We start from the raw sequence: 23,822 nt of genomic DNA on the forward strand, positions 1-23,822 counted from the left end.
CGCTGGAGGCTCCGGCTTCGTACGAGCTGTGCCGCAACGACCCACTTTGCCGCGTATCGAGGTGATAAGCAGCCCACAAGGGTTGATGTTTCCGCGATCCGGGCCGAAAGAAGGTCGGGACGGTACACCCGGAGTCGCAAAACCACCGGTCGCCGCACACAACAAAGCCGCCCGCCTCCGAAAGGGGCGGGCGGCTTAGTCGTTCGCGCTTACTTCTTGCCGGTATAGACGACGGCGGGTGCGGCCGGATCCTTCATGCCCTCACCGATGAAGAAGCTCGGGTGCGGCGGCTGGTTGTACGCCACGTTCTCGCGGGCGACGGCCGTGCGGTACACGGTATCGTGCATCAGAGTCCGCAAACGAACCTCGGTGGGAGCTGTGGTGGTGTAGATCCGCAGCTCCGTGCTGTCCGTGGACGGCCAGGCGATTTCTTCGCGCCAGTCACCCAGGATGTCCGCCTGGATGGACGGGTTGCCCTTGGTGGTGTTGTTGCTGCGGGCGCCATCGGCGGTCAGCAGGCGATCGCTGGTTTCGGTTTCCCAGTTCCACTTGGAGATGGTCGGAACGCCGCGGGACACGGTGGCGTCGTAGTCGTGGTCCACGATTTCGCGGAGCAGGTCGCCATCCCACCAGGCAAGGAAGTTCGCGGCGGGGATGTTCTCCGCGATCAGCTCGCCCTTGGCGGACATCAATTGGCCCCGCGGAGAATCCCACGCCGCCGTCCCGCCCACGGCCCATCCTTCGGCCCCTTCATAGCGGGGATCGATGTCACCCGCAGCGCCACGCCCCGTGTCCTTGGTGGCCGGGATGCTCCACAGCACCTCGCCGGTGGCAGCGTCCCGGAACGTGGCGCCACGGTTGCCGCTCTGGCTCATGCTCTCGTGGACGGCGAAGGTTTCCAGGCCGGGCCGCGAGGGATCCAGATCGCCCGTGTGGATGGCGTCGCCGTGGCCGAGCTTGGTGTTGTAGAGGGGCTGGCCATTGTCGTCGATGGTCATGGAACCGAAGACGAACTCGTCCTTGCCGTCCTGGTCAACGTCAGCCACGGAAAGGTTGTGGTTGCCCTGGCCCTTGTACTCGTCCCCGGCTTGGTTGGAATCGAAGGTCCAGCGCTTCACGAGCTTGCCGTTAACCAGGTCATAGGTCACCAGCACCGTACGCGTGTAGTAGCCGCGGCTGAACATCATGGACGGGTGTTCGCCGTCGAGGTACGCGACTGCGGCGAGGAAGCGGTCCACACGGTTGCCGTAGTTATCACCCCAGCTGGCAACCGATCCACGCTCAGGCTCATAGGCGACCGTGTCCATGATGGTTCCCGTCTCACCCTTGAACACCGTCAGGAACTCCGGGCCGGCCAGCACGTAGCCGGCGCTGTTGCGGTAGTCGGCGTTGGCGTCGCCGATCACTGTGCCTGAAGCATCCGTGGTTCCATCGGCCGTCTTGAACGAAACCTCGGCCTTGCCGTCGCCGTCGAAGTCGTACGCCAGGACCTGCGTGTAGTGCGCACCGGCGCGGATGTTGCGGCCAAGGTCGATGCGCCACAGCTTGGTGCCGTCCAGCTTGTAGGCGTCCACATAGACGTTGCCCGTGTAGCCGGACTGCGAATTGTCCTTCGCGTTGGACGGCGACCACGTCTGGATGACCTCATACTTGCCGTCGCCGTCGAGGTCCGCCACGGTGGCGTCGTTGGCGGAGTAGGTGTAAGCCTTGCCGTCGGGGGTGACGCCGTCCGCTGGCTTATCCAGCTTGATGGCGAGGTAGTTTTGGGCCAGCGGAGTGACAGCCTCGGTCAGCTTGTCCTGGCCTTGGCCATTGCCCACCGTCTTAATGACGTAGCTTGAGCTGGCCGTTCCCGTGGGATCCACGAAGAAGGTTGAATTGCGGATGGGTTCGGGCGTGATGTTGACGCCGTCGCGCAGCACTTGGAACCCGATGCTGTCCTTGTCCAGGCCCAGCATGCGCCAACTGACGCTCACGCCCTGGTCAGTCAGGACCGCCACCGGCGCGCGGTCCAGGTTTTCCACCTGCCGCTTGGGCGTTTGGTCCTTCTTCGCGCTTACGACGGCGGGTGCGTTGCCTGGCGCTGTTTGGGTGGTTGCCGCTTGCGCGAGGGGCACACCCGTGAAGGCCAGGGCTGCTGCGGCGAGGGTGGCCGTGGCTGTGAGGGAAACGAGTGGTTTTCGGGAGGAACATTTCGAGGGGTAAGCCAAAGAACATCTCCTTTGATGCTGGACAGCGGCCGCTTGTCTTTTTGGAACGTTTCACTAACGCACCCAGGTATCCCGCTCCACGAATGGCGAGATCCGAGGTTGCGCACCCAACCGGGTCGCCAAAGATGCCGTTTTCAGCGTTCATAACGAGATCAACTGCTACTTGACTGAGAAGTGAAAACGCTTTCCGGGGTCTATATTTACAGCGCTCCACACCTTGGTCAAGGGTTTGACTGGAAATTACTGGGAGTTTTCGATTCTTGATGTTCACTTTTGTTTCCCTTCTCTCCCCTCGCCCCACCCCACCCCACACCCACCGGACGCTCTCTCACCGAATACCCCTTCCCTCCCGTCCCTCTCTCACCAAATACCCCTTCCTGTTCAACGCTCTCCCATCTGACCGAGGGGCCGGAGTACTCGTTTATTCTGCAGTTCGAAAGAAGCTGGCGGACCAACGACCCCACGTGATCGAGTGATCCGATGCCCCGAGCGCACTACCGCTGGTGCCGCGTGTGACGGTCTGTTGCCCCCGGTTGAGCCGCATGTAGCCCCGTTGAGGACAGTGACACCAGAACTTGGGCGGCCCGGCACTCCTCCGTAGTGTGCTGCCATGCCGAAGCCTTCCGTGATTCCCTTGTCAGTCCTTGACCTCAGCCCTGTGTCAGCCAACCAGAGCTCCGGCGACGCCCTGCGCAGCACCATCAACCTGGCCGTCGCAACGGAAGCAGCAGGCTACTCCCGGTATTGGTTGGCCGAGCACCACCTCAACGACGGCGTGGCCGGTTCGTCCCCGCATGTGCTCGCGGGCCTCGTGGCATCGGCAACAAAGAGCATCCGGGTAGGCACGGCAGCCACGCTCCTGGGCAATTACCGGCCCCTCCAGATCGCGGAGAGCATCGGTACCCTGGCAGCGGTGTTCCCTGATCGGCTGGACTTGGGCTTTGGCCGCTCCGGTCCTCCCAAGTCACCCAGCGAGCCGGCGCCCGGTTTTATTGCACCGGACACCAGCGAACCCGAAGAACGCATAGTGGATGGACTGGTGGTTCCCGCCCCCCGGCCCATCTTTGGGGCGGTCCTGCCACGGAAGTTCCGCCTGCAGAGCGAACTCCTGGGCCGTTTTCCAGGAGACACCGACAACTTCGAAAATGACGTCCAGGACATCATCGGTTTCTTCACCGGCGACTATCGGACCAAACACGGCGAGGAGGTCACGGCAACTCCGGCGCTGGGTCAGTCCCCGCAGTTCTGGGTCCACGGTTCCACGGCAGGTCCAAGTGCCAGGCTCGCGGGCAAGCTGGGCCTCCCGTTCGGCGCGAACTACCACGTGGCACCGGCAACCGTCCTGGATTCCATCGCCGAGTACCGGGCACACTTCAAGCCTTCCGAAACTTTGCGGGAGCCGCATGTGATCGTCTCCGCGGATGTCCTGGTGGCACCTGACGAGTTCAGCGCCCGTCGATTGGCCCGCGGCTACGCGCAGTGGGTTTACGGGATCCGCAGCGGACAGGGCGCCATCCCCTACCCCTCGCCTGATGACGCCGCGGACTTCACGCTGGACGCCGAAGCCGAAGAGCTGGTCAAGGACCGCCTGGATACCCGCTTTGTGGGAGACCCGCATCAAGTCAGCGAAAACCTCCGGACCCTGCAGCACGCAACCGGAGCCCAGGAATTGCTCATCACCACCATCGCCCACCATCACGCCGACCGCGAGAGCTCTTACCAGCTCCTCGCCGAGGCCTGGGGTCTCTGAGTTTGTCCGTTACCCATCAAAGGAGCACCAATGACCACCGAAACCACGACTGAAACAGACACCCAACTCATCACTGCCGAACAAGCGGCCGCCCTGATCGCTGAGGGCGCGCTGGTCATCGATGTCCGCAGCGAAGGCGGCCGCGCCAGCACCGGCGCAGTGCCAGGCGCCGTCATTGTGAACCGCGAACACGTGGAAGAAGACTTCGCCCCCGGCTCCCCGCACCGCCTTACCCAGGTCACGGGAACGGAACAGAAAATTGTTGTGTTCTGCGGCTCGGTGAACGGCTCACGCCCCGTGGCGCAGAAGCTCAAGGTTCTGGGCTACGACAATGTGGTCCACGTCGACGGCGGGTTCCTGGCCCTGCGCGACTCAGGAGTCCCCACCACCGGACCCACGGCACCCCCGGCTGAAGCCGCGCCGACTGCCTGACCTCCCGGCCCGCCGAATCCGCTTAGGCGTCCACCGCTTCGGGGAGCTCCGGGCGGCGGGCATCTGCCGCCGTCGGGCCCTCCGAAACCGCACCCCGCAACGCGTGTTCCGTCGCCGCCGTCGTGCCTTCCTTTACGGAAACCACGACGGCGGCACTCGAGTTTCCGGGGCTGCGCGCCTCGCGGAGCCAGTCAAGGCCGCCCGCCAGCAGCGCGACGCCCAACAGGCTGCAGCACATCAGGATTCCGTGGTGGAAGGCAGCTTTGGAAGCCCCACCCGTGACGGCACCGTGCGCCTGCAGGAACATCCCTGCCGCCGCGGCCGAGCAGAGGGCCGCTGCGAATCGCTGGCTGAGCTGGTAGAAACCTGCGGCGACCCCCGCAGCCCCAGCCGGCGCGTGCCCCAGGGTGAGGGTCTGGTTTGGCGCCACGACCAGGCCCGTGGCCACCCCCTGCAAGAGCCCGACGGCGGCGACGGCCAGTGCCGCTGTCCCGCCGTCGAACCGTTGGACGAAGAAATCCTTGGCAATCAGCGTGGCGAGGCTCCCCGCGACCGCGACCACTATCCCTCCACGTCCGTAGCGGGCCACGAACCGCCAGCTGAAGCTCGACGCGAGCAGCATGCCAGCCGCCTGCGGCGCAAGGATGGCCGCTGCGGCGAGTGGTGCCATGCCTGTTCCTGAGAGGAAATAGAAGGCCGTTACGGCAGCCATGCCCGCGCCGACTCCGAACTGGCACAGCGCCACCACCGTGCCCAAGGCATACCCCTTTGAGGTGGCGAGACCGGCACTCAGCAAAGGTGTCCTGCCCCTGCGGTGGTACCCGATTTCCCAAACCGCGAAGGCCAGCAAGGCGCCGGCCCCGAATGCCAGCGAAGTTACGGCTACCGTGCCGGCTCCGTAAATCGTGGGGATGAGCGAGGCAACCACCACGCCACCAAGAAGGAGGGCGCCGACAATGTCGATGGATGTTTTGCTCCGTTCCGCTCGGACCGCCATGCGGGGCAGCAGCGCGAAGGCGAACGGCACAAGAATCAACACCAGCGGAACATTGGCGAGGAAGAGGATCCGCCACGCGATCCCAGGGTCGCCCAAGGAGAGCACCAAGCCACCGATGAGCGGGCCACACACCGCAGCCGAGCCGCCGGCCGCTGCGTAGGCTCCCAGGGCTTTGGCGCGGTCATGTCCTGTGTAGATGTCCTGCAGCAAGCCAAGGACCTGGGGATTCAGGGTACCTGCGCCCAATCCTTGGAGGAGGCGGGCAACCACCACCAGGGATGGGTCGGTGGCCAGGCCGCCGAGGAGGCTGGAAGCACCGAACACTGCGATGCCAAGGATGAACAGCGTGCGCCGGCCAAGGACGTCTCCGAGCCTGCCGGCCGGAACCAGCGCCACGCCAAACGCCAACGAGTAGCCCGCCAGGATCCATTGGACCGAGCCGGGATCTGCGCGCAGGGAAGCCGACATGGCCGGGACCGCAAGGACAAACACCGATTGGTCCAGCAGCGTGATGAATCCGGCGCCCAGGCAAAGCCACAGGGCAGATCGTTTGGCGTTTGTACCCATGGTTGTGACTCTAGGGTGGCTTGACGCGGCGCCGGGCATCGGGAGACACCCGATTAACGGGCGTGAATAAGGGTTACTGTCGGTGACCTGTTGTGACACTTTCACCCGCCCCCACTCCGGACGCTCTCTCACCAAACCACCCCTTTCAGCTGAACCCTCTCGCATTGAAGAGTCGCCGGTGGTCTTCGGCTCGGGGCCCGCGGTTCGCCGGTGAGAGAGGGTCCGCAGGAAAGGGGGGTTCGGTGAGAGAGGATCCGCAGGAAACGGCGGTCCGGTGAGAGAGGATCCGCAGGAAAGGGGGGTTCGGTGAGAGAGGGTCAGATTTGGAGGAGGCGCGTGCGGGCGGATGCGTGGGCTGCGCGGAGGGCCTCGGGGCTCGAAGAACGTTCCCTGTGCGCCACTTCCTGCTTCAGCTGCGGAATGACGTGCGTCCCGAACTCGATCGCGTCCGGGACGAAGTCGTAGCCGCGCAGGCCGAAGATCTCGAAACCGAGCTCGTGGTAGTCGAGGATCGCTTGGGTGACGGTGTCATAGGAGCCAACCAACGCCGTCGCACTTCCTCCCCCGCCGCCCGCAGCCTTGGCGAGCGCCGTCCATAGGGCGCGGTCGTGAAGGTCGCCGCGCTCGGCGGCGGCCAGGAGCCGCTGGGTTCCGGCGGCTTCCGGCTTCGTGGCATAGTGCCGGACGGGATCGATCACGTCGCCTGCGGAACGCCGGGCTTCAAACGTGCCCAGGATGGCATGTGCCTTCTCCCAAGCCAGCTGGTCAGTGGCAGCGACAATGGGCCGGAACGCAATCTGCCATCGAAGCGGCGATATCCTGCCCAGTGCGGCCGCGCGCGCGAGGATGTGTTGCTGCTGTGAAGCGGCATCGGCCAAGGGTTCGCCAAACAGGGCATAGATATCTGCCTCGGCAGCGCCCACGGACCAGGCAGCCTCGGAAGATCCACCGAAGGACATGCCAGGGCGTTTGCCGTTGAAGGGAGCCAGCCCCGAGGAAAAACCTTCAAAGCGGTAATGCTCACCGGACCAATCGAATGACTCCCCCGACCACGCCCGACGGACGATCTGCATGTACTCCTGCGTCCGGCCGTAGCGGGCGTCCTTGGCGAGGTAATCGCCTTCGCGCGCTTGGTCTGCCTGGCTTCCGCCGGTGATGAAGTGCACGGTCAAGCGGCCTTGGGCAATGTGGTCCAGGGTCAGGAAGGACCGTGCCGCGAACGTGGGATGCGAGACGTTGGGCCGGTGAGCCAACCGCAACTGGATCCGTTCAGTATTGGCAGCAACCCACGCTGCGTGGACGGCTGGGTCTTGGGTGGCTGAGTTGTACGCGAAAAGCACGTGGTCCCAGTTGTTGTTCTCGTGGATCCGGGCGATCTTCGCGGCGTACGAGGGGTCGAAGAAGGGCGTGGTGGCCGGCGAGGTCTCCGTGGAGTCGTTGCCGGCACCCATGCCGAGGAATTCGATGGGCATAAGGAATCTCCCGAAGGGTAGTTAGCGGCGGAGGATACGCTGGGCCAGCCAGTTGCCCAGCAATTGCGCGGCCTGGACCATGACGATGATGATGAGCACGGTGACCAGCGTGACTTCCCAGTTGAACTGTTGGTAGCCGTACATGATGGCGAAGTTGCCCAGCCCGCCGCCGCCGATGTAGCCGGCCATGGCGGACATATCCACGATCGCGATGATCATGAAGGTGTAGCCAAGAATGAGCGGCGCAAGCGATTCCGGAATGACCACGGCCCACAAGATGTGCAGGCGGCTGTCGCCCATGGCCCGGGCTGCTTCCACCACACCGGGATCGGAGGCCACCAGGTTCTGCTCCACCACGCGCCCGATCACCACTCCGGCCATGAGGGCCATGGGAAGGATCGCTGCGGTGGTTCCGATGGTGGTGCCCATGATGATCAGGGTCAACGGTGCGATCGCGGTGATGAAGATGATGAACGGGATGGGCCTGATGATGTTCACCAGGAAGTTGAGGACGGAAAAGACGGCCTTGTTGGCGAACAGGTTCCCGGGCCGGGTGGCGTACAGGGTCACCCCGAGCGCCAGTCCGGCCAGCCCGCTGAGCAGCACGGTGACCACCACCATGTAAATGGTCTGCTGGAAGGATTCGCCCAGGACGGGAAGGAGCGTGGTCCAGTCGGTGGTCATGGTTTCTCTCCAACAGTGGTCAGGTGGGGCACGGCGCTTTCGGCGGGTGCCGCCGTCGTAGTTTGGCGTTCGACGGCGGTGACGTCACCCAGTTCGGCGAGCGCAGCGTCTATCGAGGCGTCGCTGCCCGTGAGCTCGTAGGTGAGGGTGCCGAGAATGCGGTTCTGGATTTCCGTGACTCCGCCGAAGACCACGCTGGAGCCCACACCGTGGCGTTCGAAGGTAGCTGCCACCAACGGAGTGGGCGCAGCTTCCGATATCCCCACCGACACCAAGAGCCCGGGGTGCGCAGCGGAGAGCCGTTGGACGGTTTCGGGTTCGGGTGTTCCGTGCACTGCGGTGGAGACGAATCGCTGGGTGGAGCCGCTCTTGGGGTCGGCAAATACGGAGTACGTAGGCCCGGATTCAACCACGCGGCCGGATTCCATCATCACCACCGTGTCGCAGATTTCCCGGACCACGTTCATTTCGTGGGTGATGACCACCACGGTGGTGCCCAGTTCCTTGTTGATGCGTCGGAGCAAGCGGAGGACGTCTCGCGTGGTTTCAGGGTCCAGGGCGCTGGTGGCTTCATCCGCCAGGAGGATGTCCGGGGCGTTGGCCAGCGCGCGTGCGATGCCGACGCGTTGCTGCTGCCCACCGGAAAGCCGCCGCGGGTACGTCCTTGCCTTATCAGCGATTCCCACGAACTCAAGCAGTTCCTCCACGCGGGGCCGGATCTTGTCCTTGGGCCAACCAGCCACTTTCAACGGGTACGCGACGTTTCCGAACACGGTGCGGGAGGTGAGGAGGTTGAACTGCTGGAAGATCATCCCGATCCCGGCACGGACCTTCCGCAGCTGGCCTTCCGACAAGGCGGAAATGTCCTGGCCTTTGATAAGGACCTGCCCCTCGCTGGGGCGTTCCAGTCCATTGAGCAGCCTGACCAGCGTGGACTTACCTGCTCCTGAATAGCCCACGATCCCCACGACTGTGCCTTCCTCAATGTCCAGGGAGACAGAGTCCACGGCCCGTACTGGGGTACTTTTGCCCCCTGCCCGGCCCTTGGGAACCGGGAAGATCTTGCTGGCTCCGCGCAGGGAGACGATGGCGCCCACCGGGGCCTCCTTTGGGTGGTGTTGCTGCGGTCCGAGCCCGTCCATAGACCGGGCACAGGGGTGGTTTGAGTGCCCATTCCAACAGCGAGGCCACTCCCGGATCGAACCCCGTGACCCCTTGTGACCTGCGGTTTCTCCCGTTGACGGCAGGCGACGCCGTGTTGCGGACGCGTTCGTCCCAACCGTGCCGCGTGCTTAGCGTGAGGCGTGGGGGATACCCCGTACCTTTCATTCGCATCAAGACCCTTTGTACGGAGAAGCATCATGAAGAACCGCCTGTTAGCTGCCGCCGTCGGCCTTATCGCCGCCCTGTCGTTGTCCGCGTGCGGGGGTGCTGCCGGAGGCTCCCCGAGCTCCGGAAACACCAAGGTGGTTATCGGCGTGGACGACGGTGCGGAGGAGCACTGGACCATCCTGAAGAACAAGCTCAAGGACCAGGGGATCGACCTGGAGGTCAAGAACTTCACCGATGGCGCGCAGATCAACACCGCCACGCAACAGGGCCAGGTGGACATCAACCTGTTCCAGCACCTCAAGTACTTGTCCCAGTTCAACGTCAACAGCAACGGCACGCTGGTTCCCGTCGGGGCTACGGCCGTCTACCCGCTTGCCCTCTACTCCGAAAAATACAAGTCCGTGAGTGAGCTGCCGGCGGACGCCCAGGTTGCCATTCCCAACAACCCCACCAACCAGGCGCGCGCCCTGCTGAATCTTCAGACGGCGGGCCTGCTCCAGCTCAAGGACGGCGGCAACTCGTTGTCTACGCCGGCGGAGATCACTTCCAGCAAGATCAAGGTTGTACCCGTGGACAGCAACCAGACGGTGAACGCACTCAAGGGCACCACGGAAGCCGCCGTGGTCAACAACACCCAAGCTCAAAAGGGCGGCCTGGGCGATGACAAGATCATCTTCAAGGAAGACCTGAACTCGCCCTCGTTGGCCCCCTACATCAACGGCTTCGTGGTGAAGGCGGATCGCAAGGACGATCCCACCTGGAAGAAGATCGTGGACGCTTACCACACGCCTGAGGTGGAGGCTTCGGTGACCAAGCTCAACGACGGCAACCTGCAGTTCAAGGCGGATTGGACCGCGGCCAAGCTGCAGGAAGTGCTCACCGCCGAAGAAGCAGCCATCAAGAAGACCAAGTAGTTGTCTGAGGGGCGGCCCGCTGCGCCACACAGCCAGCCGCCCCTCAGCCGTTCCAGGAACAAGAGCCATGAACCAGCACCTCGCACGTGAACGCAGTCAGATCCATTTCTTCGCCTACCTGGTGGGTACGGGCATCCATGTGGCCTCGTGGCGCCACGAGACGGCGTTCCCGCAGGCCAGCATCGATTTCGCGCATCAGGTGAAGCTCGCCAAAGCGGCCGAGGACGCCAGGTTCGACGCCATCTTCCTGGGTGATTCCCTCGCCATCGACGAGACGAGCAACCCCGGCATCCTCAACCGGTTTGACCCCATCGGACTGGTCACGGCTTTGGGCGCGGTGACGGACAAGATCGGCCTGATCGCTACGTCGTCCACGTCCTATGACCAGCCATACAACTTCGCACGCGCCGCCCTCACTGCAGACCACATCAGCGGCGGCCGCGTGGGTTGGAACATCGTCACCACGCGGGACCTGACCAACAGCACGGCCGGAAATTACGGCGCGGACCAGCACTTCGAGCACAGCCTCCGGTACCAGCGCGCCGAGGAATTCGTGGAGGTTACCCTTGGGCTCTGGAACTCCTGGGAGCGGGACGCGTTCCTCCATGACAAGCCACGCGGCCGCTTCTTCGACCGCCACAAACTCAACCGCCTCAACCACAAAGGTGAGTTCTTCAAGGTGGCAGGTCCTTTGAACATCGGCCCTTCGCCACAACACTCTCCGCTCCTGGCGCAGGCAGGAACGTCCGGTCCCGGGCAACGGCTCGGCGCCCGCTTCGCCAACGCTCTCTTCGCAAGCCACCCGCATATCCCGCAGGCCCGCAGTTACCGCCACTCTGTCCGTCAACAGGCCACAGCCTTTGGCCGAAACCCGGACGAGCTTTTCGTGTACCAGGCCATCTCCCCCATCGTTGCCGACAGCCGCAAGGAAGCATTGGAGCGCATCCGCGAGCTGGACAACCTCATCACGGACCAGCAGGTACTGGACTTCCTGCAGGAGTATTTCGCAGGACAGCTGGACTTCGCCGGCCTCGGCCCGGAGGCCACTGTGGCCCAGTCGGGCATTCCCTCGATCGCCAACCCGCGTACCGATTTCCGCTCCGCCGGCGAACAGATCCGTGGTCGCGAAGGTGAAGTGACCCTCAAGGATCTCTACTCGATCCTCACGGGCGACAAGCGGAACCACGACTTCATCGGCAGCCCGGAACACGTGGCCGCTTCCCTCGCGCGGTGGCATGCCGAAGGCGCTGCCGACGGCTTCAACCTCATGTTCTCCCTGCTGCCCCAGGACCTGGAGCGCTTTGCCGCCGGAGTCATCCCGATCCTCCAGGAACGCGGACTCGCCCGCACGGAATACACCGGCACCACCCTCAAGTCGCACCTCGGCCTGGCCCCCGAAGCCGCGGGCACCCGCGACATCTGACCGCCGTCGTCGAAAGGACCAACATGACCACCCAAGCAACCGCCGCCACCGGCACCTACGTGATCCGCGAGGCCCGCCACGAAGAGTACGACGCCGTGGGGCGGCTGACGTACGAAGGTTTCGGCCATCACCTGCCCGGCGCCCGCCAGCCCGACGACGAGCGGCTGGAACTGCTCCTCAATGCCACGGCACGTGCACACGAAGGCGTGCTGTTGGTAGCCGAAGACGCGAGGACCGGAACACTCGTGGGAACAGCGAGCCTGCTTCCCTACGGTTCCTACCTCAGCCGCCAGGCCGCGGAAGGCGAAGTGGAACTCAGGCTGCTCGCGGTGCTGCCCGAAACCCGCCGGACCGGGCTCGGCAGGCGGCTCCTCAACGAGGCCGCACGCCTGGCCGCGGAACAAGGCGCCAAGCGCGTTGTGCTGGATACCGCCGTCGACAATGAACCATCCCAAAGCCTGTACCGCCGGCTGGGCTACATCCGCCGGCCCGAACGCGAGAAACCGCGTCCCGCGCCCAAGGTGCAACTGGTGGTCTACACGCTGGATCTGCCCGCGAGGGGTTAGCTCCCACGCCTTTCACACGTGCTTACTGCCGAGAGCCAACCCCCCGGTGTTAAGGACTCATCAAAAATCCTTCCAGCCTGGTACTAAGTACCCTTGGCGGTGCTATGTTCAGCTCAGATCGAGGAGCGTCGGGCTGGGAGGAAAGCCATGACCACGTTGAGCAGGCCGCCCGCGGACCCGTCGGCCCCCAAGCCCACTGGCTGGACATCGTTCCGTTCCTGGCTGCTGTTCGGTTTGCAGGACAGCAAAGGAAGCCATCAGGGTCCGGGCGGTGTCAGCGCAGCCCACGAGAAAAAGCACCACTGGTGGCAGGTCATGTGCCTCACCGGCGTGGACTACTTCTCCACACTGGGTTACCAGCCGGCCATTGCCGCCTTGGCCGCGGGTGTCATCTCACCCATGGCCACGATCGTCCTGGTGGCTGTGACCCTGTTGGGCGCCTTGCCCGTGTACCGGAGGGTGGCCGGCGAAAGTCCCCGGGGCGAGGGTTCCATCGCCATGCTGGAACGGCTGCTCCCCCGCTGGGGCGGCAAGCTCCTGGTCCTGGTGCTGCTGGGCTTCGCCGCGACGGACTTCATGATCACCATGACCCTGTCCGCAGCCGATGCCACCGCCCACTTGATCCAGAACCCGGTGATGCCGGGCTGGTTGCAGGGGCAAAACGTGCTGGTCACGCTGTTCCTGCTGGCCCTGTTGGCGGCCGTGTTCCTGCGTGGCTTCAAGGAAGCGATCGGCGTGGCCGTAGTTCTGGTGGTTCTCTACCTGGGCCTGAACGTCGTGGTGGTGGCAACAACGGTGTTCGAGGTGCTCACCCATCCCACGGCCGTCGGGGACTGGTGGCAGCTCCTCTGGACCTCGCACGGTAATCCGATCATGGCCGTGGCCATCGCGCTGATCGTGTTCCCCAAGCTCGCCCTGGGCCTTTCCGGCTTTGAAACCGGTGTGGCCGTAATGCCGCAAGTGCAGGGCGATCCTGATGACACGGATGCCAAGCCCACGGGACGCATCAAGGGAACCCGGCGGATGCTGACCACCGCTGCGCTGATCATGAGCACCTTCCTCATCACCTCCAGCTTCACCACCGTGGTCCTCATCCCGGAGCATGAGTTCGAGCCCGGCGGCCAGGCCAACGGACGCGCCCTGGCGTTCCTTGCCCACGAATACCTGGGCCTTGGTTTCGGCACGGTCTACGACATCAGCACCATCGCCATCCTCTGGTTCGCCGGCGCCTCCGCCATGGCCGGGCTGCTCAACCTGGTCCCGCGGTACCTCCCCCGCTACGGGATGGCGCCTGAGTGGGCCAAGGCCGTCCGGCCCCTCGTCATGGTCTTTACCTTGGTAGGGTTCTTCATCACCGTGGTGTTCAACGCCGACGTCGACGCCCAAGGCGGTGCCTACGCCACCGGTGTGCTGGTGCTCATGACGTCAGCCGCCGTGGCCGTGACACTGTCCGCCCGCCGTCGTCATCAACGCAAGCGGACCATCGGCTTCGGTGCGATCGCCGCCGTCTTCGTTTACACCACTGTGGCCAACATCGTGGAGCGGCCGGAGGGCATCCGGATCGCTGCGATCTTCATTGCGGGCATCATTGGGATCTCGCTGCTGTCCCGCGTGCGCCGGTCCTTTGAACTGCACGCGACCCACGTCCACCTGGACCGTCAAGCCCTTGAGTTCATCCTCGACGACGACTCCGGACCCATCAGGTTGATCGCCCACGAACCCCGGAGGCTCACAGCTGAGGCCTATCGGGAGAAGCTGGTCTCTGCCATCGAAGTCAGCCACCTGCCACTGAACTACCACGGGATCTTCCTGGAGGTAGTGCTGGACGATACCTCCGATTTCGAGACCGAGCTCTACGTCAAGGGCATCGAGCGGCACGGCTACCGGATCCTCGAAGTCCACGGCCCGGTCATCGCCAACACCATCGCTTCCGTGCTGCTCCATATCCGGGACGTCACCGGGCTCATGCCGCACATCTACTTCCGCTGGACCGAGGGCAACCCCATTACCAACCTGCTGCGCTTCCTGTTCCTCGGCGAAGGCGAGATCGCCCCGGTGACGCGCGAGGTCCTGCGCGAGGCCGAGCCGGACGTGAGCCGACGGCCATGGGTCCACGTGGGCTGAGGGGCACTGCGAGTACCCGGATCACCCGTCACTCCCGCAGCACGGCGGAGTAGCGTTCAGTGGGAGAGGACAACCCACCGAAAGGAACACCATGACCACCTGGCTCATCACAGGCTGCTCCACCGGACTTGGCCGGGCACTGGCCCGCGCCGTCCTCGCCCAAGGCGATAACGCCGTCGTGACCGCCCGCAGCACCGAGCCGCTTCAGGAGCTCACCGCGGAATTCCCGACGACGGCCCTCGCCGTGGCACTCGACGTCACCGTGCAGTCGCAGGTGGACGCCGCCGTGCTGCAGGCCGAGGAGCGTTTTGGCGGGGTGGACGTACTGGTCAACAACGCAGGGTACGGCTACCGTGCCGCCGTGGAGGAAGGCGACGACGCCGAGGTGCGGGCCCTGTTCGACACCAACGTTTTTGGACCCGTCGCCATGATCAAGGGCGTCCTGCCCGGCATGCGGGCCCGGCGCTCCGGTGCAATCGTGAACATCTCCTCGATCGGCGCCCGCATCTGCCCTCCCGGCTCGGGCTACTACTCGGCCACCAAGGCAGCCCTGGAAGGCATCTCCGGGTCGCTGCAGAAGGAACTTGCTCCACTGGGGATCTCGGTGACCGCCGTGGAACCGGGCGGGTTCCGCACGGACTTCGCGGGACGTTCCCTGACCCAATCTGCCGTCGCGATTGACGACTATGCCGAGACCGCCGGCAAGCGCCGCAAGGAGAACGACACCGTCCATGGCACCCAGCCCGGCGACCCGGACAAGGCCGCCCAGCTGATCATCGATGCTGTTGAGGCTCCCGAAACGCCCGCATTCCTCCTCTTGGGGGCCGACGCGGTGTACGCCTACAACGCCGTGGAGGAAGCCATGCGCGCACAGGTTGACGGCTGGCGGGAGCGCAGCGAAAGCACAGGTTACACAGAGTAAAGAGGAGCGTGTAATCGGTCACACTTGTGGCGTTTGGCTTGTCATTGAGGGTCCGCAGCATGAACCATGATGGAGGGAACCCGTTCCCATCCAAGCTGAATCAGCAACCTCACCGACGAGGATGCGGCCCCGGGCGAAGAGGCTTGGGGCTGTCAAACAGCCTGAGTGAAAGTACTGACAATGACGACACATACTGACTCCATCACGCTGAAAATCTGGGATAACACGGCCATCGACCACACCATCGATGCCGCAATCCGGGACCTCACACCCCGCGCCACCGCAGAAAACTGCGGGATCGCCGTGACGCTCAGCGGACCGAAAACCTTCACCGTCAGCCTGGCCCGCTAAAGCAGCCCCAGCAGACAAAAGCGGACGACGCCGGTACCCACCGGCGTCGTCCGCTGTCGTTTAAGCGCGGGTGCCCGGGGCGCGAGTTTGGGGCGGGGCTGTGAGCGCGGGCGCGGCTGTGGGCGTGGGCGGGGCTGTGGGCGCGGCTGTGGGCTCGGCTGTGGGCAAGCGCGGGTGCCGACTTCGCGGGAAGCGTGTCCAAGCCCCCGCAAGTTTCCGAACTCGCCGGCATGCTTCCCGCGACGTCGTGCCAAAGCCCACGCAAGTTTCCGAACTCGCCGGCATGCTTCCCGCGAAGTCGCGCCAAAGCCCCGCTACTTTCCCGCGAACCCGCTGGCGCACTGGTGCGTTTGGTGCACAGTTCGTGATGCCGGCAGTGCAAATTTGCAGAAAAGCTTGAGTATTTCTTGATCCTTTGGCGGGTCGCTTCTTGTGTTGGCCTTGGAAATCTAAGGGTGTCAGCACGCCAGGATGAACGACAAGGACCGCCATGTGCACGCAAACCCTGCAGGCAGCAAGGCCGGACACGGACGCCGAGCTGCGCCACGGTGCCCACCGCGCCGCCGGCGGAGTGGTCACGGTCCTGGTCCCGGCACACAACGAGTCCGCCGGCATCACCGAAACCTTGGTCTCGCTGGGAAACCAGACCCGGCGACCGGACCGCGTGATCGTGGTGGCGGACAACTGCACCGACGACACGGAGGAACTCGCACTTGCCCAGGGCGTTGAGGTTCTCCGTACCGTTGGGAACAAGGACAAGAAGGCAGGCGCCCTCAACTACGCGCTCAGCACCCTGCTTCCGGATGCCGATCCTGAAGACCTGATCCTGGTGCAGGACGCCGATTCCCAGCTGGCCCTCGACTTCATCGAGAACGCCACGGCGAACCTCCTCAAGGATGAGCTGCTCGGTGCAGTCGGAGGCGTCTTCAGCGGCGGACCCGGCGGCGGCTTCGTTGGACACCTCCAGCGCAACGAATACGCCCGCTATGCCCGCGACGTGAAGCGCCTCCACGGCAAGTGCCTGGTAGTGACCGGAACGGCAGCGCTGTTCCGGGTCAAGACCCTGCGCGACGTTGTCTCCGCCCGTCTGGAAGGCACCCTTCCTCCCGGCAATGGCAAGGGCGGCGTGTACGACACCTCCGTGCTCACGGAGGACAACGAGCTCTCCTTTGCCTTGCTGACGCTCGGGTACCGCATCGCTTCGCCGTCCAACTGCACCCTGGTCACCGAAGTCATGCCCACGTGGCGTGAGCTCTGGGCCCAGCGCCTGCGCTGGAAGCGGGGCGCCGTGGAGAACTGCGTGCAGTACGGCTGGACCAAAGTGACCCGCGCCTACTGGGGCCGGCAGTTCCTGTCCATGATCGGCGTCGTAGTTACCGCCGCCTACTTCGGTTCCATCATCTTTGCACTAGCCACCGGAATGGGCCTGAACCTGCAGCCATTCTGGGTTGCCGTCACCGGCATCTTTGTTTTGGAACGCATCATCACGGTGCGCTTCAGGGGCTGGAGGTACATGCTTCTGGCCGCCACCATGTACGAAACCGTCATCGACATCTTCCTGCAGGCCGTTCACGCCAAGGCGTACCTGGATGCAGCATTCAACCGCAAGAAAGTTTGGTAAAGACTCATGTACAACAACCCCGCAGGTCCCGCAGCCGGTGCATTCGTTGGCGCCACAGGATCCGGAACGCTTGCTATGACCGGTGCAGGCGATCTGTTCTGGTTCGCCCTCGCAGCCTTCGCCATGCTGGCGCTGGGCCTGGCCATCAAGCGGATCGTCCCGGTCCGTGCGGAGAAGAAGGCCTGAGCATAGAGGTCCAACAAGCCCAGCAAGCCCGCCGTTGTGTCGGATGCCCCCAGCGCGACACAAAGACGGGCTTGCTGCCTGCCGTGGCCTCAGCTCACCGCCGCCGTACTCGCGGAGTACTTGGCCACGGTGGTGCAGCCGGCCTTGCTTCCGGTGACGCGGACCATCATGGTGTCCGCCTGGTCGGCGGCAACCAGCGTGTAGGTCTTGGCCGTGGCACCCGTAATGGCGACGCCGGACCGATACCACTGATAGGTGAGCGTGGTTCCCGTAGTCCACGTACCCGTGTTGGCCGTCAGGGTGGATCCGACGGTCAGCGTTCCGGAGATCGTCGGCGTGGGAGCGGTCAGCGGGATGCCGGCAACGAAGGAGAAGTCGCGGATGGTGACGGACTCCGGAGCGACGTGGGCCGCATCGCCGCCACCTCCGCCGGTGACCCAGAGGTTGAAGTGGATCTGTTCCTTGGCGGGAACCGGAACGGTGGATCCTTGGAGGACTGTACGCTTCAGCAGCGTTCCGCTCGCATTCACCCCGGCGAACGTCTCAAAGGTAATCTTGCCCGGTTCCCACACCATGCGGTGGGTCAGGATCGGGGCGTTCGTTGTGTCGAAGTTGATGGTGTTGTTGCCCTGGCCAGGCGGCTTGGTGGCGTCGAACCAATATCCGTGCCCCTGGGTCACCGGCCAGTTCTGCCCGTAGGCCGAGCCACCGCCCCAGGCGGACGCTTCGCAAAGGTCAATCTCTGTGTATCCCGGAACTGCGTTGGGGTCATAGGTGAAAAGGCAGCCCCACACCACTTCCTTCTGCAGGGAGCTGACGTCCTTCTCAACAGTGGTGCTGTAGGTGCCGTAGCCGAAGCCTTCGCGGGTGGACTGGAACTCGGCGCCCACAGGTGCGGATCCCGTTGGATTCGTGATGGACAGTTTCACGTACCCGTTGGCGTCGGGGTTGCTGACGTTGTTGGCATCCCAGGATCCGTTGTACATGGGAGCCCCGCCCCAGAAACGCTTCTGCCAGTTAAAGCCTTCCCATGCGAAGCTGCCCACCGGTCCGGGATCTTCCGCAACCACTGCTGCCTTCGTTGCCGCTTGTGCCGATCCGATTCCTGCAAACATGGACAGCCCCACCGCCACGGTGAGGGCCAGGCCCATTACTTTTCTTCCCCCAGATGGAAGGAGCCTTACTGACTTGGACATAGCTGTAGCCTCCAATTGATGCGCCCAGAAAGACCTCCGACAATCACCGGAGGTCCGCGGCGACGTTCCACCCCCACGAGTAACGTCACTTCCGATGATTATGAAGTAGACAGGTACCTTCGGGAAGACGACTGGTAAACCAATTTCATCGTTACGCCATCGAGTGGATGTGCTGGCCGTTGCCTGGGGTAACGTTGGCTTGTCTGTCCGCACTTGGTTCCGGGAGGGCAAATCAGCATTCGAAGCGCAGGAATTCTCCTTTACCGGCACTCCCCCGTGGGCGGGCTGGAGCTCTGGATTGCCCACATGGGTGGCCCGTTCTGGGCACGCAAGGATCAACACGCCTGGTCCCTTCCCAAAGGAGAATTTCCCGAGGATGAAGACCCTTTGGTGGCTGCGCGCCGCGAGTTCACGGAGGAGATCGGCACTGCACCGCCCGCCGTCGAGTACCACCTGCTCGGCGTGTTCAAGCAGCCCTCAGGAAAGCTGATCACGGCCTACACGGCTCGGGCCGATTCGTTTCAGCCGGACCACATAGTCAGCAACACGTTCCCCATGGAATGGCCCAAGGGCTCCGGTTCCATCAAGGAATTCCCGGAGATTGACGATGCCCGGTGGGTGGATGAAGCCACGGCACGGACCAAGCTGGTCAAAGGGCAACTGCCGATCGTCGATGCGCTGGTGGAGCACCTGGCCGGAGCCTGAGCACAGCCCAGATGAATGGCTCACTGGAGGCCTCTTGGAACGACAGGACCTCTCAGATCAGCTTCATTTCCTGTGCGAGCGCTGATAGCTCATCGGCTGCGGCTTTCTGGGCTACAGCAGCAATGCCTTTGTACTCAAGCAAAGATTCAGCTTCCACCAGCCACCTGGAATCACTTTCTCTCCCCTTTACCTGACCGCTCGTGAGTAGGCCGAGTATGTGTGAGCTGGAGACGGTGAGCATTTCAGCCGCCTGTTGCACTGTCAGTTCCGCGTCCATGTCCAAGACGGTACAACACCGGCAAGACGACGCAATCGCATATGCCATGGAGACCACCACAAACCGCAGGCGCTTGGCGTCGGTCGACCACCTAGACGCTCGCTGCGACCACCTATTTTTTGGGAAAACAGCCGTTTTCGGTCCCGTAAACGCCAAAATCACCACCTAGACAAAATTTTTTGCCACCTAGACGAGATTTTCTAGGGCAAGCTCTCCCTTTGAAAGCACAACAGACATTGGGGGCTTAATTCATGGTTAGTACTGTCTCGTGAGTGGGGATTTCACGGCGGTGTGTTCGCCTTCCGGGGGTGGCGGGTCCGGGATTGATGTTGCCGCGTTGCCGCCGCTACCAGATCCCGATGTGCTGGACACCCATGTGGCGGACATGCTCGCCTCGGGGGCGGCGTTCCATAACGGTGTCCGGGACGCAGCCCGACACTGGTCCGGGCTCGAGGAGTTCTATAGGACCCCTGACGCCGCACAGGTCCTCGGCGCGTTCACCCCGATCGTGGCACGGTCCCAACGTGTCGCTGACCTTGCCTCCATGGCGGCGAAGACTCTGTACGCCTACGCGGACCGGGCCAGGGATTTCAAGACCCGGATCAATCGTTTGCGGGCCGAGGTCCAAGCCTTGGACGCGGTCATCCTGGCCAACGATGACTGGCACTCCAAAGCCCACATCGTCGACACCCACCAGCAAGTTATGGACGCGGCCAGTGCCCTGGCCCAAGCCATCCTTGACTCGGACGCCCAGTGCGCGACAGACATCTCCCGGTTGACCGGCGGCCCGGGCTACACCGCCTCGCACGTCCCTCGCGTCAAAGCGTTTGCCTCCACGGACCAGCTCTCCAACAGCTTCACTTGGCTGCAACACCAGCTCGGCACGGATGCGGCCTTGCCGGATTTGCCGTGGGGGAAGCAAGTCTCCATCCGCCACGAGGGCTTCCTTTCAGGCATGCAGGGGTTCGGCACCGCAGCCGTGGGCGCCGCCCAGGGCCTTTACACGCTTGCGGCGACCAAGGACAAGAACGAACAACTCCGGGCTTGGCATGGAATCGGAGCGCTCGGGCAGGCTGTGTTCACCACGAAAGCCGTGATCGACCGCGGCTTCACGGACGTGACCGAGCAAGACATCAACGCGCTCCTCACCACAGTCGACGCGATCAAGGACACCATCCATGCAGAGGAATGGGGAACCGACCCTTGGCGGGCGGGCGGACAAACCGTGTTCGACCTTGCTTCAATGGCCGCCGGCGGTTCAGGAATTGGAGCGGAAGCAGGAACCATGGCGGCGAAGCTGGGGCTGGCGGCCGAAAAGCTAAGCATCGCGGCGATGGACCACCCTGGCCTTGTCAGATTCTCGGAAACTCTGACAGATGTCGCAAACGGATTGCATAACGCTGGACTTTTTCTCGACAAACCAGGATCGACACTCCTCAAGCTGTCGGATGTGGCCATGCCGGAAACCACTGCAAGAGCCCTCGACGGTCTCACCCGGACAAGAATCAATGCTTGGAAAATGCTCGACAAGGCAACAAACGCCTCTGCGGATCTTTTCGAGGGCGCTCAACGGACCGCCGCCGACGGCATGGAGCGGTTCGTCGACACATTGCGCCAAGCAGATGCAGCACTTCCCCAAGCCGTCCAAACGGATCCCAGCGGGGCCCTGATGCGTACCGCTGGCTCCGGCGGCGCGGCGCCCGAATGGCTCGATGCCAAAGCCACGGCACTCCGCGAGCATAGCCAGCCATCGGCGCCTCCGCGACCAGATACCGGCAACCCGCTACCTCTCCCGATACCAGTTACGCCCGATGCTTTCCCTGTACGGAATAACATCGCCCACAGATTCTTATTGAGGCACGGAGACGCCTTCTTCCCAGTCAGCCGCAAGGATAACTTTGCAGCGAGAACCAGCCTGCATCCCAACAGCGAGTACATCATTGACCACCGCACAAAGACCACGGACGACGGCGGCAAACACACAGTGGATACCCTGGAAAAGTTCTTCACGGACGGGACAGGTCGAGTTGATCGGGTTGACACCTACGCCGGTGTAAAGGGTGCATGGTCCACCGAATTGAACAAGAGGATGCCCAACGTCACATATAACGTTGTGGCCAAGTGCGATGGAGGGCTGGAGAACCACTTCACTTACATCACCGATGATTTCGCGAAACCAGTCAGCGTAGAAGCTCATATCACCGGCCTCCTCAGAGGGGACATGAACCGCAGCGCCTGGCAGCAGTTCCTGTCCGGACGACGAGTCGGCGGCCCCGACTACGAAGGCGGGCACCTGATAGCTTCGCTCTTCGCAGGGCCTGGCGAAGGTGCGAATCTCTTGGCCCAGCTCATGTTCCAAAACAGGGGATACGGAACCCCCAACGTTGGACCTGGCGCCATGGCCTTCTACCAGCTGGAACGGGAACTGATGACCAAGGCCCTCGTGCGGGTGGACAACGGTCTGCCCCTTGACCTCCGCATCAAAGTAGAAGCCATTCCGGGGCCAAAACCAGGGCTGCCGGAGTCCCTAAGGGTGTTGCATGCATTCGACAGAGGCAGTTTCCTAAAGAACTTCTTCCCAAACCTCATGAAATCTGAATAGAAAGGATGGATCCAATGGACGGCAAGATCATTGACAGCGAGCTGATCAGGACGGGACTTGCTGAACTCCAGAGGCATGGGTTCTCTGAGGCAGGTATCGGTTACGGAGCTCAAGAGATAGTGAGTACTTCAGTCGTTACGATCGGTCATCACAGCCGTTTCGACGATATCCTCAAAGACGGAGAATGGGTGGATACATCGTTTAGGAAAGATTTTCCCGCAGCACTCCTTGACTATTGGCTTATGGAAGTCCGGGAAGAACTCTATGTTCCCGGCAAAGGAGCATGGAAAACCTTTAGGATATTTCTTTACCCATCGAAACCAGGTCGGCTAGAGGTGTTCGATCGGGAGATCCTCACGAAAGGCCTCTTCGGTGATCCTGCAGATCCCGTGACACCAGCCTCGGGAGAAATTCTCAAGTGGGATCTCATCGCTTTCCCCAGAACCGTCGACAACATTCCCGACTGGATGTGGACCGTGTTCCGCGCAGAAGACATCATACCGCCGTTCTACAACCCCGCCGCGAAAACCGTCATTTGGGACAACAAACGCCTCCCCGTCACCGACAAAGGCACTGATATCACCCTGAAACCCACCATCATCGATCCGTCCAAAGAACCCGGATTCTGGACAAACCTCAGCAAGAAAATACTGGGCAAATAGACATCAAAGCAGCCGGGTGGACAACGACCTGCCCCTCGATCTGCGCGTCAAAGTAGAGTCCATTCCAGGACCAAAACCTGAACTGCGGGAGCGATTTAGTGTCGCCGCGGCTTCGAGTCCAAAGCATCACATAATAAGGATTTTAACTATGCCGTTGCCACTAGCCTTGAATGCTTCTCGATGACCGTGCCTCGAATTTTATCAGGTTCACTTGTGCATGAAGGTCTTAAGCGCTTGACCGCGGAGACCTTCGCAATTGGAGGCCTCGGCTTTGGCGCCGAGGAGGTAGTGAGTACCTCGGTCCTGCACAAAGCATGGTCATCGCGGTTCGAAGATGTTAGACGAAATGGTAATTGGGGTGCACGCGCGTTTTCCGTGGACTTCAACCATCAGTCCATGGACGGATGGCTTGACAACGTACGCACCGCATCTTATGTCCCAGGGGTCGGAACATGGACGAGCTGCAGGGTCTACCTCTACCCCGATGCCGAAGGAAGGCTTGAAGTCTTCGATGGTGAGATCCTCCAACCAGACTCGGAAACAGTCATTCCGGACCGGCCCGCCGACGCAATGACGTTATCCCTGGATCTCATCGCGTATCCCCGAACCGTCGACAACATCCCCGACTGGATGTGGACCGTGTTCCGAGCAGAGAACGTCATACCGCCCTTCTATAACCCGGAGGCGAAAACGGTCGTTTGGGACAACAAACGCCTTCCTGTCGGCGAAAACGGCACAGACCTGACCCTGACACCCACCATCGTGGACCCATCCAAAGAGCCCGGCTTTTGGACGACCCTCAGCAAGAAGATCTTCGGCAAATAGAAGC

The 23,822-nt window shown here is 62.8% G+C and carries 21 protein-coding genes; 14 read left to right on the forward strand and 7 right to left on the reverse strand.

Translation table 11 applies throughout. The features are described from left to right. Positions 1-209 precede the first annotated feature (209 nt). A complete protein-coding gene (locus ACIQTZ_RS12830) occupies positions 210-2,210 on the reverse strand; it encodes a rhamnogalacturonan lyase (RefSeq protein ID WP_402981224.1) in 2,001 nt (666 codons plus the stop codon). A 610-nt stretch (positions 2,211-2,820) separates the two neighbouring features. On the opposite strand from ACIQTZ_RS12830, the gene ACIQTZ_RS12835 reads away from it, so the two are divergent. After that, positions 2,821-3,960 carry an LLM class flavin-dependent oxidoreductase gene (locus ACIQTZ_RS12835; RefSeq protein WP_402981226.1) on the forward strand — a complete coding sequence of 380 codons (1,140 nt, stop codon included), beginning with the start codon at positions 2,821-2,823 and terminating at the stop codon, positions 3,958-3,960. Positions 3,961-3,990: 30 nt separating this feature from the next. Continuing rightward, positions 3,991-4,392, forward strand: coding sequence for a rhodanese-like domain-containing protein (locus ACIQTZ_RS12840; RefSeq protein ID WP_402981229.1), 402 nt, complete (start codon positions 3,991-3,993; stop codon positions 4,390-4,392). A gap of 22 nt (positions 4,393-4,414) precedes the next feature. Here ACIQTZ_RS12840 and ACIQTZ_RS12845 read toward each other — a convergent pair whose 3' ends face one another. From ACIQTZ_RS12845 to ACIQTZ_RS12860, 4 genes are all read right to left on the reverse strand, one after another. Beyond that, positions 4,415-5,956: an MFS transporter gene (locus tag ACIQTZ_RS12845; protein WP_402981231.1), complete on the reverse strand. Its 1,542-nt coding sequence runs from the start codon at positions 5,954-5,956 to the stop codon at positions 4,415-4,417. Positions 5,957-6,273: 317 nt separating this feature from the next. Next, positions 6,274-7,428 carry an LLM class flavin-dependent oxidoreductase gene (locus tag ACIQTZ_RS12850; protein WP_402981234.1) on the reverse strand — a complete coding sequence of 385 codons (1,155 nt, stop codon included), beginning with the start codon at positions 7,426-7,428 and terminating at the stop codon, positions 6,274-6,276. 21 nt (positions 7,429-7,449) lie between these two features. Further along, the gene (locus ACIQTZ_RS12855; protein ID WP_400336382.1) at positions 7,450-8,112 is read right to left on the reverse strand and encodes a methionine ABC transporter permease; all 663 of its coding nucleotides are present in this window, start codon (positions 8,110-8,112) and stop codon (positions 7,450-7,452) included. Then, the gene (locus ACIQTZ_RS12860; protein WP_402981237.1) at positions 8,109-9,209 is read right to left on the reverse strand and encodes a methionine ABC transporter ATP-binding protein; all 1,101 of its coding nucleotides are present in this window, start codon (positions 9,207-9,209) and stop codon (positions 8,109-8,111) included. The genes ACIQTZ_RS12855 and ACIQTZ_RS12860 overlap by 4 nt, the downstream gene beginning before the upstream one ends. 264 nt (positions 9,210-9,473) lie before the next feature. Between ACIQTZ_RS12860 and ACIQTZ_RS12865 the strand changes: the two genes are divergently transcribed. The 8 genes from ACIQTZ_RS12865 to ACIQTZ_RS12900 all read left to right on the forward strand — a co-directional run bounded on the left by ACIQTZ_RS12865 (position 9,474) and on the right by ACIQTZ_RS12900 (position 17,551). Next, on the forward strand, positions 9,474-10,358 hold the full coding sequence (locus ACIQTZ_RS12865) for a MetQ/NlpA family ABC transporter substrate-binding protein (protein WP_400336387.1): 885 nt from the start codon (positions 9,474-9,476) through the stop codon (positions 10,356-10,358). 67 nt (positions 10,359-10,425) lie between these two features. After that, complete coding sequence (locus ACIQTZ_RS12870) at positions 10,426-11,781, forward strand: LLM class flavin-dependent oxidoreductase (RefSeq protein ID WP_402981241.1); 1,356 nt, start codon at positions 10,426-10,428, stop codon at positions 11,779-11,781. Positions 11,782-11,804: 23 nt separating this feature from the next. Next, on the forward strand, positions 11,805-12,347 hold the full coding sequence (locus tag ACIQTZ_RS12875) for a GNAT family N-acetyltransferase (protein ID WP_402981248.1): 543 nt from the start codon (positions 11,805-11,807) through the stop codon (positions 12,345-12,347). Between the two features lie 147 nt (positions 12,348-12,494). Further along, complete coding sequence (locus ACIQTZ_RS12880) at positions 12,495-14,471, forward strand: amino acid transporter (protein WP_402981250.1); 1,977 nt, start codon at positions 12,495-12,497, stop codon at positions 14,469-14,471. A gap of 91 nt (positions 14,472-14,562) precedes the next feature. Beyond that, a complete protein-coding gene (locus tag ACIQTZ_RS12885) occupies positions 14,563-15,393 on the forward strand; it encodes an oxidoreductase (RefSeq protein ID WP_402981253.1) in 831 nt (276 codons plus the stop codon). A 180-nt stretch (positions 15,394-15,573) separates the two neighbouring features. Further along, positions 15,574-15,744: a hypothetical protein gene (locus ACIQTZ_RS12890; protein WP_397323390.1), complete on the forward strand. Its 171-nt coding sequence runs from the start codon at positions 15,574-15,576 to the stop codon at positions 15,742-15,744. Positions 15,745-16,234: 490 nt separating this feature from the next. Then, positions 16,235-17,365, forward strand: a complete 1,131-nt coding sequence (locus ACIQTZ_RS12895) for a glycosyltransferase (protein WP_402981256.1) — start codon at positions 16,235-16,237, stop codon at positions 17,363-17,365. 6 nt (positions 17,366-17,371) lie between these two features. Further along, the gene (locus ACIQTZ_RS12900; RefSeq protein WP_211713326.1) at positions 17,372-17,551 is read left to right on the forward strand and encodes a hypothetical protein; all 180 of its coding nucleotides are present in this window, start codon (positions 17,372-17,374) and stop codon (positions 17,549-17,551) included. Between the two features lie 89 nt (positions 17,552-17,640). Here the strand turns inward: ACIQTZ_RS12900 and ACIQTZ_RS12905 are convergent, their stop codons facing one another. Then, a complete protein-coding gene (locus ACIQTZ_RS12905) occupies positions 17,641-18,702 on the reverse strand; it encodes a glycoside hydrolase family 16 protein (RefSeq protein WP_402981259.1) in 1,062 nt (353 codons plus the stop codon). Positions 18,703-18,978: 276 nt separating this feature from the next. Between ACIQTZ_RS12905 and ACIQTZ_RS12910 the strand changes: the two genes are divergently transcribed. Then, complete coding sequence (locus tag ACIQTZ_RS12910) at positions 18,979-19,452, forward strand: NUDIX domain-containing protein (RefSeq protein ID WP_402945648.1); 474 nt, start codon at positions 18,979-18,981, stop codon at positions 19,450-19,452. Between the two features lie 52 nt (positions 19,453-19,504). Here the strand turns inward: ACIQTZ_RS12910 and ACIQTZ_RS12915 are convergent, their stop codons facing one another. Then, positions 19,505-19,729, reverse strand: coding sequence for a hypothetical protein (locus ACIQTZ_RS12915; protein ID WP_402945511.1), 225 nt, complete (start codon positions 19,727-19,729; stop codon positions 19,505-19,507). Between the two features lie 268 nt (positions 19,730-19,997). On the opposite strand from ACIQTZ_RS12915, the gene ACIQTZ_RS12920 reads away from it, so the two are divergent. The 3 genes from ACIQTZ_RS12920 to ACIQTZ_RS12930 all read left to right on the forward strand — a co-directional run bounded on the left by ACIQTZ_RS12920 (position 19,998) and on the right by ACIQTZ_RS12930 (position 23,818). Continuing rightward, on the forward strand, positions 19,998-22,331 hold the full coding sequence (locus ACIQTZ_RS12920) for a DNA/RNA non-specific endonuclease (RefSeq protein ID WP_402945509.1): 2,334 nt from the start codon (positions 19,998-20,000) through the stop codon (positions 22,329-22,331). A gap of 14 nt (positions 22,332-22,345) precedes the next feature. Next, positions 22,346-22,993, forward strand: a complete 648-nt coding sequence (locus tag ACIQTZ_RS12925) for a hypothetical protein (RefSeq protein WP_402981262.1) — start codon at positions 22,346-22,348, stop codon at positions 22,991-22,993. A gap of 234 nt (positions 22,994-23,227) precedes the next feature. Continuing rightward, entirely contained in the window at positions 23,228-23,818 is a 591-nt protein-coding gene (locus ACIQTZ_RS12930) for a hypothetical protein (RefSeq protein ID WP_402945504.1), read from the forward strand. Positions 23,819-23,822: the final 4 nt, after the last annotated feature.

This window comes from Paenarthrobacter sp. NPDC090520 (assembly GCF_044769205.1).
Lineage (GTDB): Bacteria > Actinomycetota > Actinomycetes > Actinomycetales > Micrococcaceae > Arthrobacter.

Excerpts from the sequence above, each read along its gene's own strand:
- ACIQTZ_RS12835 (WP_402981226.1), top strand. The coding sequence starts at position 2,821 with ATGCCGAAGCCTTCCGTGATTCCCTTGTCAGTCCTTGACCTCAGCCCT.
- ACIQTZ_RS12840 (WP_402981229.1), top strand. The coding sequence starts at position 3,991 with ATGACCACCGAAACCACGACTGAAACAGACACCCAACTCATCACTGCC.
- ACIQTZ_RS12845 (WP_402981231.1), bottom strand. The coding sequence starts at position 5,956 with ATGGGTACAAACGCCAAACGATCTGCCCTGTGGCTTTGCCTGGGCGCC.
- ACIQTZ_RS12850 (WP_402981234.1), bottom strand. The coding sequence starts at position 7,428 with ATGCCCATCGAATTCCTCGGCATGGGTGCCGGCAACGACTCCACGGAG.
- ACIQTZ_RS12855 (WP_400336382.1), bottom strand. The coding sequence starts at position 8,112 with ATGACCACCGACTGGACCACGCTCCTTCCCGTCCTGGGCGAATCCTTC.
- ACIQTZ_RS12865 (WP_400336387.1), top strand. The coding sequence starts at position 9,474 with ATGAAGAACCGCCTGTTAGCTGCCGCCGTCGGCCTTATCGCCGCCCTG.
- ACIQTZ_RS12870 (WP_402981241.1), top strand. The coding sequence starts at position 10,426 with ATGAACCAGCACCTCGCACGTGAACGCAGTCAGATCCATTTCTTCGCC.
- ACIQTZ_RS12875 (WP_402981248.1), top strand. The coding sequence starts at position 11,805 with ATGACCACCCAAGCAACCGCCGCCACCGGCACCTACGTGATCCGCGAG.
- ACIQTZ_RS12880 (WP_402981250.1), top strand. The coding sequence starts at position 12,495 with ATGACCACGTTGAGCAGGCCGCCCGCGGACCCGTCGGCCCCCAAGCCC.
- ACIQTZ_RS12885 (WP_402981253.1), top strand. The coding sequence starts at position 14,563 with ATGACCACCTGGCTCATCACAGGCTGCTCCACCGGACTTGGCCGGGCA.
- ACIQTZ_RS12890 (WP_397323390.1), top strand. The coding sequence starts at position 15,574 with ATGACGACACATACTGACTCCATCACGCTGAAAATCTGGGATAACACG.
- ACIQTZ_RS12895 (WP_402981256.1), top strand. The coding sequence starts at position 16,235 with ATGTGCACGCAAACCCTGCAGGCAGCAAGGCCGGACACGGACGCCGAG.
- ACIQTZ_RS12900 (WP_211713326.1), top strand. The coding sequence starts at position 17,372 with ATGTACAACAACCCCGCAGGTCCCGCAGCCGGTGCATTCGTTGGCGCC.
- ACIQTZ_RS12905 (WP_402981259.1), bottom strand. The coding sequence starts at position 18,702 with ATGGGCCTGGCCCTCACCGTGGCGGTGGGGCTGTCCATGTTTGCAGGA.
- ACIQTZ_RS12915 (WP_402945511.1), bottom strand. The coding sequence starts at position 19,729 with ATGGACGCGGAACTGACAGTGCAACAGGCGGCTGAAATGCTCACCGTC.
- ACIQTZ_RS12925 (WP_402981262.1), top strand. The coding sequence starts at position 22,346 with ATGGACGGCAAGATCATTGACAGCGAGCTGATCAGGACGGGACTTGCT.